The 16,668-nt window shown below is 65.4% G+C and carries 17 protein-coding genes; 4 read left to right on the plus strand and 13 right to left on the minus strand.

The features are described from left to right. Window positions 1–36: 36 nt before the first annotated feature. The 6 genes from mftF to mftA all read right to left on the minus strand — a co-directional run bounded on the left by mftF (window position 37) and on the right by mftA (window position 5,031). The gene (gene mftF / locus AC5Y2L_RS00005; protein WP_499933832.1) at window positions 37–1,449 is read right to left on the minus strand and encodes a mycofactocin biosynthesis glycosyltransferase MftF; all 1,413 of its coding nucleotides are present in this window, start codon (window positions 1,447–1,449) and stop codon (window positions 37–39) included. Then, window positions 1,446–2,183 carry a mycofactocin biosynthesis peptidyl-dipeptidase MftE gene (mftE, locus tag AC5Y2L_RS00010; RefSeq protein WP_499933834.1) on the minus strand — a complete coding sequence of 246 codons (738 nt, stop codon included), beginning with the start codon at window positions 2,181–2,183 and terminating at the stop codon, window positions 1,446–1,448. The genes mftF and mftE overlap by 4 nt, the downstream gene beginning before the upstream one ends. 108 nt (window positions 2,184–2,291) lie before the next feature. Next, a complete protein-coding gene (mftD, locus tag AC5Y2L_RS00015; RefSeq protein WP_499933836.1) occupies window positions 2,292–3,479 on the minus strand; it encodes a pre-mycofactocin synthase MftD in 1,188 nt (395 codons plus the stop codon). Then, complete coding sequence (gene mftC / locus AC5Y2L_RS00020) at window positions 3,479–4,663, minus strand: mycofactocin radical SAM maturase (RefSeq protein ID WP_499933837.1); 1,185 nt, start codon at window positions 4,661–4,663, stop codon at window positions 3,479–3,481. The genes mftD and mftC overlap by 1 nt, the downstream gene beginning before the upstream one ends. Then, window positions 4,660–4,935 (minus strand): mycofactocin biosynthesis chaperone MftB, encoded by a 276-nt coding sequence (gene mftB / locus AC5Y2L_RS00025; RefSeq protein WP_499933839.1) that lies wholly within the window; start codon window positions 4,933–4,935, stop codon window positions 4,660–4,662. The genes mftC and mftB overlap by 4 nt, the downstream gene beginning before the upstream one ends. A 6-nt stretch (window positions 4,936–4,941) precedes the next feature. Next, the gene (gene mftA / locus AC5Y2L_RS00030; RefSeq protein WP_067378115.1) at window positions 4,942–5,031 is read right to left on the minus strand and encodes a mycofactocin precursor MftA; all 90 of its coding nucleotides are present in this window, start codon (window positions 5,029–5,031) and stop codon (window positions 4,942–4,944) included. A gap of 101 nt (window positions 5,032–5,132) precedes the next feature. Between mftA and mftR the strand changes: the two genes are divergently transcribed. Both mftR and AC5Y2L_RS00040 read left to right on the plus strand, forming a co-directional pair. Then, window positions 5,133–5,729 carry a mycofactocin system transcriptional regulator MftR gene (gene mftR / locus AC5Y2L_RS00035; protein WP_499933917.1) on the plus strand — a complete coding sequence of 199 codons (597 nt, stop codon included), beginning with the start codon at window positions 5,133–5,135 and terminating at the stop codon, window positions 5,727–5,729. Then, window positions 5,726–6,790, plus strand: a complete 1,065-nt coding sequence (locus AC5Y2L_RS00040) for a DUF2332 domain-containing protein (RefSeq protein ID WP_499933840.1) — start codon at window positions 5,726–5,728, stop codon at window positions 6,788–6,790. The genes mftR and AC5Y2L_RS00040 overlap by 4 nt, the downstream gene beginning before the upstream one ends. On the opposite strand, the gene AC5Y2L_RS00045 is transcribed toward AC5Y2L_RS00040, so the two are convergent. Genes AC5Y2L_RS00045 through AC5Y2L_RS00060 form a run of 4 tightly spaced genes read right to left on the minus strand, consistent with a single transcriptional unit; the run spans window position 6,774 to window position 10,491 of the window. After that, window positions 6,774–7,595: an SAM-dependent methyltransferase gene (locus AC5Y2L_RS00045; protein WP_499933841.1), complete on the minus strand. Its 822-nt coding sequence runs from the start codon at window positions 7,593–7,595 to the stop codon at window positions 6,774–6,776. The two genes, AC5Y2L_RS00040 and AC5Y2L_RS00045, sit on opposite strands and share 17 nt — an antisense overlap. Before the next feature lie 19 nt (window positions 7,596–7,614). Then, window positions 7,615–8,460 (minus strand): AraC family transcriptional regulator, encoded by an 846-nt coding sequence (locus AC5Y2L_RS00050; protein ID WP_499933843.1) that lies wholly within the window; start codon window positions 8,458–8,460, stop codon window positions 7,615–7,617. 1 nt (window position 8,461) lies between these two features. Beyond that, complete coding sequence (locus AC5Y2L_RS00055) at window positions 8,462–9,646, minus strand: NAD(P)/FAD-dependent oxidoreductase (protein WP_499933844.1); 1,185 nt, start codon at window positions 9,644–9,646, stop codon at window positions 8,462–8,464. A 26-nt stretch (window positions 9,647–9,672) separates the two neighbouring features. Continuing rightward, window positions 9,673–10,491: a mycofactocin-coupled SDR family oxidoreductase gene (locus tag AC5Y2L_RS00060; protein ID WP_499933846.1), complete on the minus strand. Its 819-nt coding sequence runs from the start codon at window positions 10,489–10,491 to the stop codon at window positions 9,673–9,675. 466 nt (window positions 10,492–10,957) lie between these two features. Here AC5Y2L_RS00060 and AC5Y2L_RS00065 point away from each other — a divergent pair, with 466 nt between their 5' ends. Together AC5Y2L_RS00065 and AC5Y2L_RS00070 are read left to right on the plus strand one after the other, a co-directional pair. Then, window positions 10,958–11,854 carry an SHOCT domain-containing protein gene (locus AC5Y2L_RS00065; protein ID WP_499933848.1) on the plus strand — a complete coding sequence of 299 codons (897 nt, stop codon included), beginning with the start codon at window positions 10,958–10,960 and terminating at the stop codon, window positions 11,852–11,854. Between the two features lie 22 nt (window positions 11,855–11,876). Beyond that, complete coding sequence (locus AC5Y2L_RS00070; protein ID WP_499933850.1) at window positions 11,877–12,320, plus strand: hypothetical protein; 444 nt, start codon at window positions 11,877–11,879, stop codon at window positions 12,318–12,320. 1 nt (window position 12,321) lies between these two features. On the opposite strand, the gene AC5Y2L_RS00075 is transcribed toward AC5Y2L_RS00070, so the two are convergent. The 3 genes from AC5Y2L_RS00075 to fusA form a co-directional block, all read right to left on the minus strand. After that, complete coding sequence (locus AC5Y2L_RS00075; protein WP_499933852.1) at window positions 12,322–13,110, minus strand: SHOCT domain-containing protein; 789 nt, start codon at window positions 13,108–13,110, stop codon at window positions 12,322–12,324. A 158-nt stretch (window positions 13,111–13,268) separates the two neighbouring features. Then, window positions 13,269–14,459 carry an elongation factor Tu gene (gene tuf, locus AC5Y2L_RS00080; RefSeq protein WP_499933854.1) on the minus strand — a complete coding sequence of 397 codons (1,191 nt, stop codon included), beginning with the start codon at window positions 14,457–14,459 and terminating at the stop codon, window positions 13,269–13,271. A 98-nt stretch (window positions 14,460–14,557) separates the two neighbouring features. Further along, on the minus strand, window positions 14,558–16,663 hold the full coding sequence (gene fusA, locus AC5Y2L_RS00085; RefSeq protein WP_499933856.1) for an elongation factor G: 2,106 nt from the start codon (window positions 16,661–16,663) through the stop codon (window positions 14,558–14,560). Window positions 16,664–16,668 lie beyond the last annotated feature (5 nt).

A 16,668-nucleotide genomic window follows, 5' to 3' on the forward strand; every position in this document is an offset into this window, starting at 1 on the left:
TGGCGGGGGATTTTGCGTCTGCTCGCGGTCAACCGGTCAGGTCCGGATCTTCGGTTTGAGCGCGCCCATATTTCGTTCGCGCACCACCCCGGTCCACAACCCGATGCCGTACGCCAGATCGTCGATGCGTTTGAGCAACAGGTAGGTGAAGACACCGATCGGTTCGGCATCGTCGTCGACGGCATCCCGGCGGCGCAGCCAGTCCACCACGCCGTCCATGATGGCCGCGATCAGCACGACCCGCCGGCACCGTCGCGACAATATCGCCGCGAGCAATGCCAACGGCCAATAATGCCGGCAAATGGCCGATGCCAGTTGCAGCGCCGCCGACCACAGACCACGGGTGGCGATCACCAGCACATCCTGCAGCGACGTGTCGGCTTTGCTCATCGCCTTGGCTATCCGGCGGCCCGTCAAGACGGCAACCACCAGCGACGCCAGCTGAGCGATGCTGGTCCCCAAGGCCATCAGGATCCACACCATCAATGCGCCGCCGGAGATCACCAGCGGGGCCGTCTTGTCCGGATGCCGCACCGACAAAGGAGCCGCGGAGCCGCCGTAAAACGCCTTGCGGGCAAGCCAATCCTTCAATTCCGTGCGGTGATCATGGGCAACCAGCGCGATCGGCTCGTAGCGCAGCCGGGCGCCCGCCTCGATGAGTCGCCAACACAGGTCGACGTCCTCGCCGGACCGCAGGGTCTCGTCGAACCCGCCGACTTCGCGAATGGCGCTACTGCGGCAAATGATCGCCGCGCTGGGAACGTAGGACACCGTGCTGTGCGGCAGCACCGGCGCCTCGCGCTGGCCGAGGTCCAGTGACGAGCGCACCGCCTCATACCGGGCAACCAGATTCTCGCTTTGCGCCAGGCCGATGATGCGAGGCGCGACCAGCGCGACGGTGGGGTCGCAGAAATGCCCGAGCAGCGCCTCCAGCCAGCCACGCCGCGGCGACACATCGGAATCCATGAATGCCACATAGTCGGTGGTGCATGCGGCCAAGCCCGTGTTGCGGGCCGCCGCCGGCCCCTTGCTGCGGTCGTGCCGGAGCACCTCGACGTCACAGTGGGCGCCCAGGAAGTCGTCTGCCGTGATCGGGCACTGCGAACCGTCGTCCACCACGATGACCCGCAGTCCCCGTAGGCACGACACCAGGCGTCGTACGCCAGAAGTGTTGTCTCGCACTGGAATAACCACGGTGACGTCGCGGTGCGACGGGCCACCGGCGGGGCGAGGGTGGGCTACCGTGGCGTCCAGCAGGGTGCGGGCTAGCTGGGCACTGACATCGTCGCGCACCTTGAGCCGGCCGTCGGACAGCATGTCTTGGGCGGCAGGCGCCAGCTTCAGCAGGCGGGTTGGTGACCCACCCAGCAGGGCCGAACCGTCACCGAGCACCCGCACGCGGCGGTCAACCTGAACGGCGAACCCGTCCGGGAGCCGCGTGGTGGTCACGTCAGCATTCCGTGCGGCTCCGGCGACCACCGGGCGACCCGGCGCGCGCATTCGTCCACCATCTCGCCGAAGATGCGCCTCCCTTCCGCCGCGGTCGCGGTTGTCGGGTCACCCAATACTCCGGTCCCGCTGACCGCTGCGACCCCCCCTCGCCGCATCGCCGGCAACAGCTCGGCCAAAGGTGCGCCGTTGCCCGCCAGCCGCCGTTCGGTCAGCACGTCGTCCGGCGAAATATGCAGCAGCACAGACGTTTCGGTGTGCCCGGCGTGGGCATCGCCGTCGGCGACGGTGCACGCGAACCACGCGACGTCGCGGCTCTCGTTGCGCAGCGTGCTCACCGCACGACCCAATGCGGCGATATTGCCGCCGTGGCCATTGACGAAGACCAGGCGCTGGGCCCAGCACGCGGCCGACCTGCCGTACTCCACCAGCAGAGTGGTCAGGGCCTCGGTGCCGATCGAGATCGTCCCGGTGAAACTCTGATGCTCGCCGCTGGCACCGTAGGCGATGGCCGGGGCGACCAGCCACTCTCGGCCATCCTCGACGAGCGGCGCGGCGGCTTTGGCAACCGCGGTAGCAATGCGGGTGTCGGTGTCCAGCGGCAAGTGCGGGCCGTGCTGTTCGGTGGACCCCAACGGGATCAGTAGCGACGGCGAGATGCTTGGCAACTGGCTCGACGTCATACTTCCCAGTTCGCCGCGTACGGGCACTTGCCGATGGTAGGACGAATTCACCTCTCGTGCACCAATTGTTCCAGCATCAATTGAAATTTCTTACTCGTCCGCCACCACTGTCACGCCCGTATCAGAATTGTCGGGAATCGTAATTGCGGGCCGTGCCGGCTAGGCGTCCGAGGCGGGCACACCGAGCGCGCGGGCAAACCCCGCCGGAACCAGGATGTCGTCCGGGCTCAGATCGTGGACCGAGGCATGCCCGAGGCCCATCAGAGCCGAGTCGATGCCGCCGCGCAGAATGTCGAGGACGTTCTCCACGCCGGCTTGGCCCGCCGCGGCCAGGCCCCACAGATACGCGCGTCCGATCATGACCGCCCGCGCGCCCAATGCCACCGCCTTGACGACGTCGCTGCCCCGCCGGATGCCGCCGTCCAGCAAGACCTCGACCTGGTCGCCGACAGCGTCGGCCACGGCGGGCAGGGCACGGATCGAGGCGGGTGTGCCGTCCAGGTTGTTGCCGCCGTGATTGGACACCGAGATCGCCGAAACACCGGCGTCCACTGCCCTTTTGGCGTCATCGACGCGCATGACGCCCTTGAGCATGAACGGTCCGCCCCACAACTCGCGTAGCCAGGCGATGTCGTCCCAGGTCGGCGGCGGGGTGCCCATCCATTCGCCGTAGGCGGCGAAGAACGGTGGACCCGGTTCGCCGCGGCGGCCCTGATTGGGCACCCGCAAGTCCGGCGGCCGCAACGTCTTGCCGAACTTCCACAGCCACCGCGGCTTGGTGATCGCCTCCGGCGACATGCGCAGCATGGTCCGCAGGTTCATCTGTTCGGGGATCTGAGGGCTGCCCCAGTCGCGCCCGTGCGAGAACGTCCAGTCGGTGGTAACGATGAGTCCGGCCGCGCCGGCCTGCCGCGCCCGTTCCACCCGCTCGGCGATCGCGTCCCGGCCGCCCAGCCAGTACACCTGAAAAAACAGTTTGGGGTTGGCGGCGATGACCTCCTCGATCGGCTTGCTGGCGAACGAGGACAATCCCATCGCTGTCCCACGCGCAGCCGCCGCCCGCGCCACCGCGACTTCACCATCCGGGTCCACCGCCTGCACACCGGTGGGCGAAATGATTACCGGAAGCGAAATCTCTTGACCCATAACGGTGGTCGACAGGTCGCGTTTTTCGGCGACGCCGACGACGTGCGGGGCGAAACCGAGTTCACTGAACGCTTCCACGTTGTCGGCGACCGTAATTCCTTTTTCGCTGGCCGAAATCAACGACGAATAAACCGATTTCGGCAACCGCTTTTTAGCGCGCTGCTGAGCGATGGCGACTGTTTCAAACCATTGAGTGGGCATTACAGCGGACTTTCGTTGCAGAGACGTGCCGGCGGCCGCATCGAGAGCGTCAGGGGCACGGGTTCGCGGACTCGCTGTCCGCGGGAGTGGTCGACCCGGGGCCGCGGGGTGTGACGCTCCCGGGCCAGCGCCGGCGCGCCGTGGCCTTGCACGCATTCTGGATCGGGCCCGTCCAGCGGCAGGCCGGTGAAGAACTTCGCCGCCATGCAGCCGCCCCGGCAGCTGTCGTAGTGACCGCAGCTGCCGCACGCACCCGCGGACTGGGGCTCACGCAGTTCGCGGAACAGCGGCGCGTTCTTCCAGACGTTGTCAAACCCGCCGTCCGACAACACATTTCCGGCCAGGAAGCGGTCGTGGATGGCAAACGGGCAGGCGTACACGTCGCCCACCGGGTCGATCAGGCACACCACCCGCCCGGCACCGCACATGTTCAGCCCGGCCAGCGCTCCGGTTTCGCCGAGCGGCGACAGATGGAAGAAGGAGTCGCCGGTGAGCACCCGCTCTCCCTTGGCCACCAGCCAGTCGTACAGCGCGACCTGTTGCTCGGCGGTGGGGTGCAGCTCCTCCCAGACGTCGGCGCCGCGTCCGGACGGCCGCAGCCGGGTGATCCGCAGGGTGGCGCCGTAACGGCTTGCCAGCGCGGCGAATTCGTCGAGCTGGCCGACGTTGTGGCGGGTGACGACCACGGAGATCTTGGCATCGCGGAAACCCGCCGCGGCAAGGTTTTCCAGCGCCCGTACCGCCATGTCGAACGACCCGGCCCCGCGCACGGCGTCGTTGACCTCGGCGGTGGCGCCGTCGAGCGAGATCTGGACATCCACGTAGTCACTGGCGGCCAGCCGCGCCGCGATTCCAGGCGTGATCCGCACCCCGTTGGTGGAGAACTTCACCCCGACGTGGTGTGCGGTCGCGTAGTCGACCAGCTCCCAGAAGTCCGGCCGTACCGTGGGTTCTCCGCCGCCGATGTTGACGTAGAACACCTGCATGCGTTCCAGCTCGTCGATGATGTCCTTGCATTGGCGGGTGGACAGCTCGCGTGGATCGCGCTTGCCCGACGACGAAAGGCAGTGCACGCAAGCGAGATTGCACGCGTAGGTGAGCTCCCAAGTGAGGCAGATGGGTGCGTCCAGGCCGCGCTCGAACTGTTCGATGAGCCGCGGTACACGCGCTGTTGGGGCGCTCATTTCGGATCCTCCTGGGCCACCAGCATGTTGGAGTCGGCCAGCACCGCCAGCGCATGCAGGTAGGGACCCTGGCTGGCGTCGTCGACTCCCGCGGCGCGGCAGGCGGACCGGAGGTCCGGATGCTCGGCCAGCGACTGCACCACGGTGAGGATGGTGCGATTTTTCAAAAACGACAGCTTGCGCGTACCGAAGTGGTAGAGCAGAGCGCCGAACGGTTCCGGCCGAACGGCCACCTGTGGGTGCAACCGCCAGCCGTGATCAGGGTCGAACACGCGGACTCAGTAAACGCCGCACATTCCGTCGATGGACACCTCTTCCACCAGGGTCTCGGCGACGAGCTCGGTGTCCGTCTCGGTCTCGTGGTCCATGTGAATTGCCTCTCGTAAGGTCTCGACAACGAAGGGTCGAGCTGGTCACAATCGTCGTCAGGATATGGCATCGAGTGCCGAAATGGAAGGGCGAGTTTCCGATGTTGCCGCAGTCGCGGGTGGGCCGTCGCCGCTCGACGACGCCGCATCACATCACTGACGTCGCCCTCGACCTGTTCGCCGAGCATGGTTTCGCCGAGGTGAGCGTCGACGACGTGGCACGGGCCGCCGGCATCTCGCGGCGCACGCTTTTCCGTTACTACGCCTCCAAGAACGCAATCCCCTGGGGCGACTTCGACACTCACCTGGCGCACCTCCGCGACCTGCTCGAGGCCGTCGACGAACGGATTCCGCTGGGCGAGGCGTTGCGGGTTGCGCTGTTGGCGTTCAACACCTTTGACGAGTCGGAAACCGCCCGGCACCGTCAGCGTATGCGAGTGATTCTGAAAACCGAAGAGCTGCAGGCCTATTCGATGACGATGTATGCCGGATGGCGGGAGGTGATCGCGGGATTCATCGCCGCCCGGCTAGGCGTCAAGACCACCGATCTGGTACCCCAAACGGTGGCCTGGACGCTGCTGGGGGTTGCGCTGAGCGCCTACGAGCACTGGCTGAGCGACGAATCCGTCCCGTTGCCCACCGCCCTTGGGAACGCGTTCGACGTCGTGGGCGCCGGGCTGAACGGGCTCGACGGATGAACGCCGGGCACCTGGTGCACACGCTGCGGTCCCAGGGATGGTTCTGCGGCGCCTCCGGTTCCTCGATGTACGACGAGCTGTTCGAGCGGGTGGCCCACGACGTGGAAGCCGGCGGTGTGTTCGCGACCATTCTCGCCGGCCGGGAAGAGGCGCCGTCGCGTGACGCGGTGCCGCTGCGCCTGCTCGGCGGCCTGCACCGGATGGTGCTCGACGATCGGGCCCCGACGCTGCGGCGGTGGTATCCCAGCACCGGCGGAACCTGGGACGCTCGAGCCGCGTGGCCGGACATCCTGCGGGTGGCGGCGGCGAACGTCGGCGTGTTGCGTGCGGCTCTCGACCAGCCACCGCAGACCAACGAAGTGGGCCGCTCGGCCGTGCTCATCGGTGCACTGCTGCGGATGAATCACGGATTCGGCTGGCCGGTAAGGCTTTTCGAGATCGGTGCCAGCGCCGGGCTGAACCTGCGGGCCGACCGCTACCACTACCGCTATGCCGGTGGTCAGTGGGGACCGTCGGACTCGCCGGTGGTCATCGACGACGCTTGGCACGGCGTATTACCGCCGCCGGGTGAGGTGCGAATCGTCGAACGACACGGATACGACATTGCGCCGATCGACGTCTCCGGCGCCGACGGGGAGATGACCTTGCTGAGCTACGTCTGGCCCGATCAGCGAGCCCGCCTGGATAGGTTGCGCGGCGCCATCGCGGTCGCCCGCGAAGTCCCCGCGCTGCTGGTGCGCAAGACCGCCGGCGACGCCGTGGCCGGCCTGACCCTGAGCGACGGCGCGGTGACCGTGCTGTGGCATTCGATCACCTGGCAGTACCTGTCCGCCGACGAACAGGCATCGGTGCGCGAGGGGGTCGACGCACTGGCCGGTCAAGCCGACAACCGCTCGCCGTTTGCGCACCTGACCTTGGAGCCCGCGCGTGCCGGTCCCGGCGGGGAGCTGAAGTTTCTGGTACGCGCCCGGCGCTGGCCGGGTGGCGAACTTCAGGTGCTGGGTGAATGCCATCCGCACGGCCCGCCGGTGCATTGGCGGAGACCTATTTCGTCGCCTTGACGAAGTAGCCGCGCGGTACGCCCTGGACATCCATCGGGACCGCCGGCGCGAACCAGCGGTCGTAGCGGTTGCCGACTTCGGCGACGTCGATCACGGTCGCCGACCATCCGCGGCGTCCGGCTAGCTGTTCGGGTTCGTCGGTGCCGAACAGCCACGGGGCGCCGTTCTTCGCCATGGACTCCAAAACCGGTGCCATGGAAGGAGATTCGAGCAGCGTCTTGCCGACTACGTCATACAGCAGCACAGAGCCGGGTGCCGACAGCGCGTCGACGCGATCGAACAACGCGTCGACCGCGCTCTCGTCGAGATACTGCAGTAGGCCTTCGAGCAGCCACACAGTGGGCGCGCCTGCGTCAAGACCGGCAGCTTGGATGGCGGCCGGCCAGTCGTCGGCCAGATCGACGGCGACCGGGACGCGCCGGCACCGCGGTTCCTCGCCGGCGAGCAGCTCGGACTTGGCCGAGATCACCTGTGGCTGATCAAGTTCGAACACGACGGTGCCGTTGGGCCAGGGCAGGCGGTAGGCCCGCGCATCCATGCCCGCCGCCAGGATGACGACCTGTCCGCCTTCCCGCACGGCCTGGAGCAAGGCTTCATCCCAGTAGCGGGTCCGCACCACGATCTGCGCGGTGGGCTGTTCGCCTGATGACTTCAGCGCTGCGGAAAGCAGTTCCCGGCCGCGCTCACCCGCCAACCGCTCGGCGAAGGGGTCGCGGAACAGGCCGTCCGCACGGGTCGATTCTCGGGCGCGGATCGCGGCGACCAGCAATGCCGTGTCGGCCACCGCTCGGTGATGGGTATCCATGGGCTCATCATCGCTGCCACTACGTGGCGTGGCTTGTATATTTCGGCCTCGGCGCTCGATCGATCTCGACATGTCCGGGCATCGACGACCGTCGCTGCGCGTACTGGGTGGGCGTTATCGCCGCGAACGACTGAAAGTCCCGCACAAAATGTGCCTGATCGAAATACCCGAGATCGGCGGCGACCCGCGCGCCCGGCGCCGCGTTGTCGAGCGCACGCAGCGCCGCCTGCAATCGACGCACCCGAAGATAGGCCTTGGGCGACAACCCGACTCGGGAGCGGAACAGTGCGTTGAACCGCTTGGCCGACAGGCCGGTCAGATCGCGGGCCGCCGACACCCGCATCGACGGATCCTGTTCTGCTGCAACGATTACCGAAGCCACAACCGAATCTGGACGGGACGCCATGCGGTCGGCGAGGAAACTTTCGAGCAGGGCCACCCGCTGCCGCGCCGCGCCACTTTCGGTCAGTTGGTCCAGTAGCGATTCGGCGCTCGATCCCCACAGGTCCCTCAGGCCCACGCAGGCATCTTCCAGCTCGCCCAGCGGACACCCGACGAACGGCTGCGCCCCGCCGGGACGGAAGTGGATCGTCATGACGGTCTGAGTGGCTTGAACTCTGGTGACGTAAGAAGCCACCCCCGGGCCAACGAGGAAAGCCGGCGGAACCGGTAGCCGGGTGGCGCCGTCGGCGGCATAGAAGCCGGGTTCGTCGCCGTCGCCGACTTCGATGATCACCGTGGCGGCGCCGCGCGGCAGCGCCCGGCTGGTGTGTACGTCGACCGTGCTGCCGCGCTCCCAATAGCCGAAGTATTCGATATGACCGGCAAGCGGCGGCCGCGGCCGATACAACCGCGGGCCACTCATGTCAGCCCAGCACTTCCGAAATGGGCACGGCGGCAGCGATTTTGGCGCGGACCTTCATCACCTTGCCCGGCATCCCACCGCCGACCACGCCGACCAGCACGCCGTCGCGCTCGTAGTAGGCCAGAAACTTGCGACCGTCATCCTCGACCAGATGCACGATGTCGGTGGCTTCCGGCTTGCCCAAACATTGGATTTTCACGTCGTATTGGTCGCTCCAGAAGTACGGGACGACCACGGCCGACGGTGCTTCTTGGCCCAGCATCGCCGGCACGACGACCCGGGCCTGGTCAGCGACGTTGCTCCAATGTTCCACGCGGGCTTGATGTCCGGTGGGGTCACGCCAGGAAGCGACGTCGCCCAGCGCCCACACGTTGGGCGCGCTGGTGCGTCCGGCCTCGTCGCAGATGACACCGTTATCGACCTCGATGCCGCTGCCTTGCAGCCATTCGGTTGCCGGGCGGGACCCGATCCCGACGACCACCAGATCCGCTGCCAGCTCGGTCCCGTCGCTGAGCACGACGGTGTCGACGTGGTCCGTGCCGCGCACTTCGGAAACCCCTACCCCGGTGCGCACGTCGACTCCTTCGGCACGATGCAGCCGCGTCACCAGCGCACCGATCTGCTCGCCGAGGACGGCCGCCAGCGGAGTGGGCTGCGGCTCCACCAATGCGACGTCCACGCCCAGGCTGCGCAGACTGGCCGCGACCTCACACCCGATGAAGCCGGCGCCGACGATCACGACCCGCTTGGCCGCCGAGGCGTGGGTGCGCAACGCCATGCTCTCGTCGAATGACCGCAGCACCCGAATGCCCTCGAGATCGGGAAACGACGGAATACGCCGCGGCACCAAACCGGTGGCAATCACGAGTTCCTGGTAGCCGAGCACCGATCCGTCCGCCAGCGTCACCGTCTGCGCCTTGGTGTCCAGGCCGACGGCCGCCGACCCCAACCGCAGGGTGACGTCTTTCTCGTCGTACCATTCGCGCGGCTTGAGTGCGACGTCATCGACCTCGCTGCGCAGCACTTCCTTGGACAGCGGTGGCCGGTCGTAGGGCAGATGTACCTCGTCGCTGACGATCGTGATGGGACCGGTGTAGTCGGCCCGGCGCAGTTGCTCGGCCGTGCGGGCGGCACCGAGTCCGCCGCCGACGATCACAATCCCGTTGGTCTTTGCGCTACTGGTCACGAGGAGTTAATAGCACGCCTGTCGGCTTAGTACTTCAGTGCGCCCTTGTCCACCGGGATCTGCGTGCCGGACAGAGTGCCGGAACCGTCACCCGCCAGCCAGACCACGACGTCGGACACCTCGTCGGACGTCATGAATCCCTTGTACTGCACCGGCATTGGCGGGAAGCTGTGCACGAAACGGGGATGCTTGGCGAAGATCTCCATCATGGCCTGCGGCTCGATCATCGGGGTGTCGACCGAATAGGGGTGGATGGAGTTGACCCGGATGCCGTATTCACCGAGCTCGATCGCCAGGGTGTTGGTCAGCGCGGTGAGCCCGTGCTTGCTGGCCGAGTAATGCCCGTTGCCCGGCGTCGCCTTGAGCCCCGCCGACGAGCTGACCACCACGATCGAACCGCCGTTGCCGGCCTCGATCATCGCGGGTATCGCCGCGCGCAGGGTGCGCCAGGTGCCGGTGAGGTTGACCCCGATGACGGTGTCCCACTGCTCGTCGGTGAGTTCCCACAGCCGACCCCAGCCCAGGACCCCGGCGTTGGCCACCAGGATGTCCAGCCGCCCGAATTGTTCGACACCGTCGGCAACCAGCTGCCGCAGAGCCGCGTCGTCGCGGATGTCCGCCTCGCGGGCCAGGATCTTGCGGCCCTCGGCCTCCACCAAGCGGACGGTTTCGTTGAGGTCCTCCGGTGTGGCCGGCGGGTAGGTCAGGGTGTCAGACACCGGGGCGCAGATATCCAGCGCGATGATGTCGGCGCCTTCGCGGGCCAGCCGCACCGCGTGCGACCGCCCCTGGGCGCGGGCAGCGCCGGTGATGAAGGCAACCCGGCCGTGCAGCGATCCAGTCATCCCGACAGGCTAACAGCGAAACTGAAACGTGTTCTAGTTGGGGCCGGATACGCCCGATGCCATTAACAACCGATCGGTATACCGATCAAGTCGTAGCCGCAGTCTTTGATCGCCTCGGGCGGTGGATTGTCGTCATCGAAAACATTGCCACTGACGGTGCCGTATCTCGTGGCAGATACTCATATCCCAAACTTTGTCGGCGCCGGACCGGTCGGACTCGACGGTATCGCCGCGGCGGCACCCGAGCCCGGCCCCAGACAGGCCAGACCCAAACTGCCGGATAGCAATACGGCCGTTGCTAACCTGACGGCCCCGCGTCTTAGCGGGTGGCTGGCGCTCATGCTGGATTTCCTTTGCTACCGCGACCACTTTGGGTCTCCCGCCATATTATGTTTCGCCGGTGCAGCACATTTGACCCGCGGAAGCATTAAACTGCTGATCTGCCCCGCAACGACAGGAGCCGGCAATGCTACAGCGCTATCTAAAGGCCCAGCTGTTTGTCCTGATCTGCGGAGGGATAGTCGGGCCGATCTTCATCGGCACTTACTTCTTCCTCCCCTCGATAATCGGTTCTCAGTTCTCCGGCAACGGAATTGATACGGACTCGATGGGCTCACTTGTGCGGGACAACATCGGGTGGATGTTGATTGTCGGAGTTTTAATTACGATCGCGGATGTAGTAATTGCGCTGTGGCTGGCCAACCGGGGCGCCCGCACATCGGCTAAGTCCGCGGCTCTCCGACAGACCGGCGTGCTGGCGGTGGCTCAGGTCATCGGCCTCACTGAAACGGGAATGCGTATCAACGAACGCCCGGTAGTCAAGTTGAACTTGCGCATCGCCGGCCCGGGGTTCGAGTTCGACAGCGAGAAACGCGTAATTGTCGACATCACCAAGCAGGCCGTCGTCACATCCCGCAAGGTTGTCGTGCTGGTGGACCCGAACACGCGTGAGTATGAGATCGATTGGCAGGCTAGCGGATTGATCGCCGGGGTGGTACCCGCCCAGTTCACCAGCACCGAGGACAACAGGACCTACGACCTGAGCGGGCAGGCCGGCCCGCTGTTGGAGATCCTGCAGATCTACAAGGCGAACAACCTACCGTTCGGTGGCACAACGGATCTCCGCAATTATCCACACATCCGCCAACAGATCATGGCCATAGTGCGCCGGGCCGCCGAGCAGCAGGTCCCAGCGCCGGCAGCTGCCGGGGACTTCCCGCCCGCGCCCGCAGCGCCGGCGATGACGCCGCCGCAACAATCCGCCTCGCAGCGGTTGCAGGAGCTGGAGACGCTGCGCGCTAGCGGGGCGATCACTGAGGCGGAATACGGCGCCAAGCGTGAAAAGATCATCGCGGAGCTCTGAAGTGCTTTTCAGGGCACCGACTTTGGTGTTCATCGCGGCCGCTATCGTCGCGACCACCGCCGGGTGCCCGAGCATGGGCCTCGGCAAAGGCACCGACGCCCCCCACGCGTGTCAAGTGCTGACGCTCGATCTGGTGAAGCCGGTGATAGGTGACAACGCGACCAAGTCCATTGAGGCGCAACCCAATCCGCGCGAAACCCACTGCCAGTACAAGGGTTCGGATGGGTGGATCGACGCCCTGGTGGGCGAATGGTCGGTGATCCACCTCGTCAGCGAGCCGAAAGAACAGTCGGTGTCGGGCCTGGGCGACGCAGCCTATAGCTCCTTCAGCGGCCTGAAAGTGCGCAAGGGCAAGCACGGTATGGAGATCAAGGTCGTGCTGACGTCAGGGGATTCCAGCACGCAAGACGACAGGCAACTTCAGGCGGAGAAAGACCTGGCCACCAAGATGCTCCCGAAACTTTGACTCAGATCTGAGAGATGATCTGGGCCCGTTGGGTGTTGTATTCCTGCTCGGTCACCGCGCCACTGTTGCGTAGCGTCTCGAGGTTCTGCAGACGCTCGGCGGTCGACGCTTGCGGCGCGGCCGGCACGGCCGCGGCTGCCCGCTTCTCCTCGAACCTGCGCAGCACTGCCAGGACCTGTTGCCGCGCTGTGGGATTCGACCGAATATCGTTGAGCTGAACGTTGTTGGCCTTGAGGATCTGCAGGATCTCCATCAGCGGGCCGAACTGACCGGTGAGGTCATACTCCTTGTTGTCTTCGGCCACGGTGAACTTCGCCGGTACCAGTCCATTGACCCAACCGCTTCGCTCCCAGTCGATTTTGTGTTTCTGGGTGGAGGGGTCAACGAAGACCACCAGTTTGCGCGCGGTGATGTTTGGCAGACGTGCGACACCGGCGAGGACTTTGTCTTGGGTGTCGAAGGGCTCAAAGCCCGATCCGGAGATGTGCAGCTGCAACTTGACCAAAGGTTGATCGTTGATGGTAGTCCCGGTCTCGTTGATGCCGGTGATTTCAGCCAGGCCCAGCACCCCGCTCTGTTCGAAGGCGGCCCTGCTGGCCGCCGATTTCTTGGCGTAGAAGATCAGCGCAGGTGGGATCAAGAAGTCGATGAGGGTGATACCCATGCCGCAATACAACATCCACGCCGCATCGCTGGGCCGACCGAGCACAAAATAAAAGATCAAAAATGCCGGCCCGACCCCGCCGCACAACAGAATCCACAACTGCAATTTCAGATAGCGCCCCAACATATGCCTGCTCCTCGCCTTGCCCGATAGGTGAAGTCAGAGTAACGCCCTATTGGCGCTACCGATCACATAATTCGGCCGAGGGCTCCTACGGACGAGCAGACGCAAAATCCCCCGAAACACCAAGGTTTCGGGGGATTTTGCGTCTGTTCGCGCAGTAGTTACTTGATGATCTTGGTGACCCGGCCGGCGCCGACGGTACGGCCACCCTCGCGGATCGCGAACCGTAGACCCTCGTCCATGGCGACGGGCTGGATCAGCTTCACCGAGATGTTGGTGTTGTCACCGGGCATCACCATCTCGGTGCCCTCCGGCAGCGTCACCACACCGGTCACGTCGGTGGTGCGGAAGTAGAACTGCGGGCGGTAGTTGTTGAAGAACGGCGTGTGCCGGCCGCCCTCGTCCTTGGACAGGATGTAGACCTGGCCCTCGAACTCGGTGTGCGGCGTGGTGGTGCCGGGCTTCGTGACCACCTGGCCGCGCTCGACATCCTCACGCTTGACACCACGCAGCAGCAGCCCGACGTTGTCGCCGGCCTGACCCTGGTCGAGCAGCTTGCGGAACATCTCCACACCGGTGACGGTGGTCTTGGTGCTGGTGGGCCGGATGCCGACGATCTCGACTTCCTCGTTGACGTTGATGACGCCGCGCTCGACACGACCGGTCACCACGGTGCCACGGCCGGTGATGGTGAAGACGTCCTCGACAGGCATCAGGAACGGCTTGTCGGTGTCACGGACCGGGTCCGGGATCGACTCGTCGACGGCATTCATCAGCTCCTCGACGGACGCGACCCACTTGGCGTCGCCCTCGAGCGCCTTGAGCGCCGAGACCCGGACCACCGGGGCCTCCTCGTCGAACTCCTGGGCGGCCAGCAACTCGCGGACCTCCAGCTCGACGAGCTCCAGCAGCTCCTCGTCGTCCACCGCGTCGGCCTTGTTGAGTGCGACCAGGATGTAGGGCACACCGACCTGGCGGGCCAGCAGCACGTGCTCACGGGTCTGCGGCATCGGGCCGTCGGTGGCGGCGACCACCAGGATCGCACCGTCCATCTGGGCGGCGCCGGTGATCATGTTCTTGATGTAGTCGGCGTGACCCGGGGCATCGACGTGGGCGTAGTGACGCTTGTCGGTCTGGTACTCCACGTGCGCGATGTTGATCGTGATACCTCGCTGACGCTCCTCGGGCGCGTTGTCGATCTGGTCGAACGCCTTCGACTCGTTCAGGTCCGGAAACTTGTCGTGCAGGACCTTGGTGATAGCCGCGGTCAGTGTGGTCTTGCCGTGGTCAACGTGACCGATGGTCCCGATGTTGACGTGGGGCTTGGTCCGCTGGAACTTCGCCTTCGCCACTTCTGTGTCCTCCTGGACTTGTTGGTGCTGTTAAGCAGTGTTGATTTTTTGCAGTTTTGCCGCGGTGGTAACCGGGTCAGCTTACTCGTGCCGTCGCGCTACTCCCCCGTCGCCTTGGCGATGATCTCCTTCGACACGTTCGCCGGCACTTCGGCGTAGGAGTCGAACACCATGGAGTAGTTCGCCCGGCCTTGCGTCTTGGACCTCAGGTCGCCGACGTAGCCGAACATCTCCGACAGCGGCACGTGCGCCTTGACGACGCGCGCACCGGCCCGCTCCTCCATGGCCTGGATCTGGCCACGGCGGGAGTTCAGGTCGCCGATCACATCGCCCATGTAATCCTCGGGCGTGGTGACCTCGACGGCCATGATCGGTTCGAGGATGACCGGTTGTGCTTGTGCCGCAGCCTTTTTCAGCACCTGCGACCCGGCGATCTTGAACGCCATCTCCGAAGAGTCGACGTCGTGGTAGGCGCCGTCGAGCAGGGTCACCTTCAGGTTCACCAGCGGATAGCCGGCCAGCACGCCGTACTGCATCGCGTCCTGGGCGCCGGCGTCCACCGACGGGATGTACTCGCGCGGGATGCGTCCACCGGTGACCTTGCTCTCGAACTCGTAGGTGGCGCCGTCCTCGCTGGTGAACGGCTCGAGCTTGATGAGCACCTTGGCGAACTGGCCCGAACCGCCGGTCTGCTTCTTGTGGGTGTACTCGACGTTGTCCACCCCGCGGCGGATGGTCTCCTTGTACGCGACCTGCGGCTTGCCGACGTTGGCCTCGACCTTGAACTCGCGCCGCATGCGGTCCACCAGGATGTCCAGGTGCAGCTCGCCCATCCCGCCGATCACGGTCTGGCCGGTCTCTTGGTCCAGGTGCACCTTGAAGGTCGGATCCTCTTCGGCGAGCTTCTGGATCGACAGGCTCAGCTTCTCCTGGTCGCTCTTGGTCTTCGGCTCGATGGCCACCTCGATGACCGGGTCGGGGAACGTCATCGACTCGAGCACGATCTGGTTGTTCGGGTCGCTCAGGGTGTCACCGGTGGTGGTGTCCTTGAGCCCGATCACCGCGTAGATGTGACCCGCCGAAGCGGTGTCCACCGGGTTCTCCTTGTTGGAGTGCATCTGGAACAGCTTGCCCAGACGCTCCTTCTTGCCCTTGGTGGCGTTGATGACCTGCGCACCGGAGTCGACCTTGCCGGAGTACACCCGGATGTAGGTCAGCTTGCCGAAGAACGGGTGCGTGGCGATCTTGAACGCCAGCGCCGCGAACGGCTCGGCGGTGGTCGCGTTGCGGACGACCTCCTCGTCCTCCTTGCCGGGCGGGTGCCCGATCGCCGGCGGAACGTCCAGCGGCGACGGCAGGTAGTCGACGACGGCGTCGAGCATCGGCTGCACGCCCTTATTCTTGAACGCGCTGCCACACAGCACCGGGTAGATCTCGCTGGCGATGGTCAGCTTGCGGATCGCGCCCTTGATCTCGTCGACCGTGAGCTCTTCCCCGCCGAGGTACTTCTCCAGCAACTCCTCGTCGGACTCGGCGACGACCTCGAGCAGCTTGGTGCGGTATTCCTCGGCCTGCTCGGCCAATTCCGCCGGGATCTCGATGGTGTCGTAGGTTTCGCCCAGCTTGGTCTCACCGCGCCAGACCTTGGCGTTCATCTCGACCAGGTCGACGACGCCCTCGAAGTCACCCTCGGCACCGATGGGCAGCTGGATCGGCACGGCGTTCGCGCCGAGCCGCTCTTCCATCGTGCGCACCGAGAAGTAGAAGTCGGCGCCGATCTTGTCCATCTTGTTGACGAAGCAGATGCGCGGCACGTCGTACTTGTCGGCCTGGCGCCAGACCTGCTCGGACTGCGGCTCCACGCCTTCCTTGCCGTCGAACACGGCGACGGCCCCGTCGAGCACCCGCAGGTTGCGCTCCACCTCGACGGTGAAGTCCACGTGTCCCGGGGTGTCGATGATGTTGAGCTGGTTGTCTTTCCAGAACGTCGTGGTAGCCGCGGAAGTGATGGTGATCCCGCGCTCCTGCTCCTGCTCCATCCAGTCCATGGTGGCGGCGCCGTCATGGACCTCACCGATCTTGTAGTTGATGCCGGTGTAGTAGAGGATGCGCTCGGTAGTTGTGGTTTTGCCGGCATCGATGTGCGCCATGATGCCGAAATTGCGGACCTTACTCAGGTCGGTCAGCACGTCCTTCTGTGCCACAGAAG

Source organism: Mycobacterium sp. NGS66 (genome assembly GCF_059812225.1).

Excerpts from the sequence above, each read along its gene's own strand:
- mftD (WP_499933836.1), bottom strand. The coding sequence starts at position 3,479 with ATGCCCACTCAATGGTTTGAAACAGTCGCCATCGCTCAGCAGCGCGCT.
- mftC (WP_499933837.1), bottom strand. The coding sequence starts at position 4,663 with ATGAGCGCCCCAACAGCGCGTGTACCGCGGCTCATCGAACAGTTCGAG.
- mftA (WP_067378115.1), bottom strand. The coding sequence starts at position 5,031 with ATGGACCACGAGACCGAGACGGACACCGAGCTCGTCGCCGAGACCCTG.
- mftR (WP_499933917.1), top strand. The coding sequence starts at position 5,133 with ATGTTGCCGCAGTCGCGGGTGGGCCGTCGCCGCTCGACGACGCCGCAT.
- AC5Y2L_RS00040 (WP_499933840.1), top strand. The coding sequence starts at position 5,726 with ATGAACGCCGGGCACCTGGTGCACACGCTGCGGTCCCAGGGATGGTTC.
- AC5Y2L_RS00045 (WP_499933841.1), bottom strand. The coding sequence starts at position 7,595 with ATGGATACCCATCACCGAGCGGTGGCCGACACGGCATTGCTGGTCGCC.
- AC5Y2L_RS00050 (WP_499933843.1), bottom strand. The coding sequence starts at position 8,460 with ATGAGTGGCCCGCGGTTGTATCGGCCGCGGCCGCCGCTTGCCGGTCAT.
- AC5Y2L_RS00060 (WP_499933846.1), bottom strand. The coding sequence starts at position 10,491 with ATGACTGGATCGCTGCACGGCCGGGTTGCCTTCATCACCGGCGCTGCC.
- AC5Y2L_RS00065 (WP_499933848.1), top strand. The coding sequence starts at position 10,958 with ATGCTACAGCGCTATCTAAAGGCCCAGCTGTTTGTCCTGATCTGCGGA.
- AC5Y2L_RS00075 (WP_499933852.1), bottom strand. The coding sequence starts at position 13,110 with ATGTTGGGGCGCTATCTGAAATTGCAGTTGTGGATTCTGTTGTGCGGC.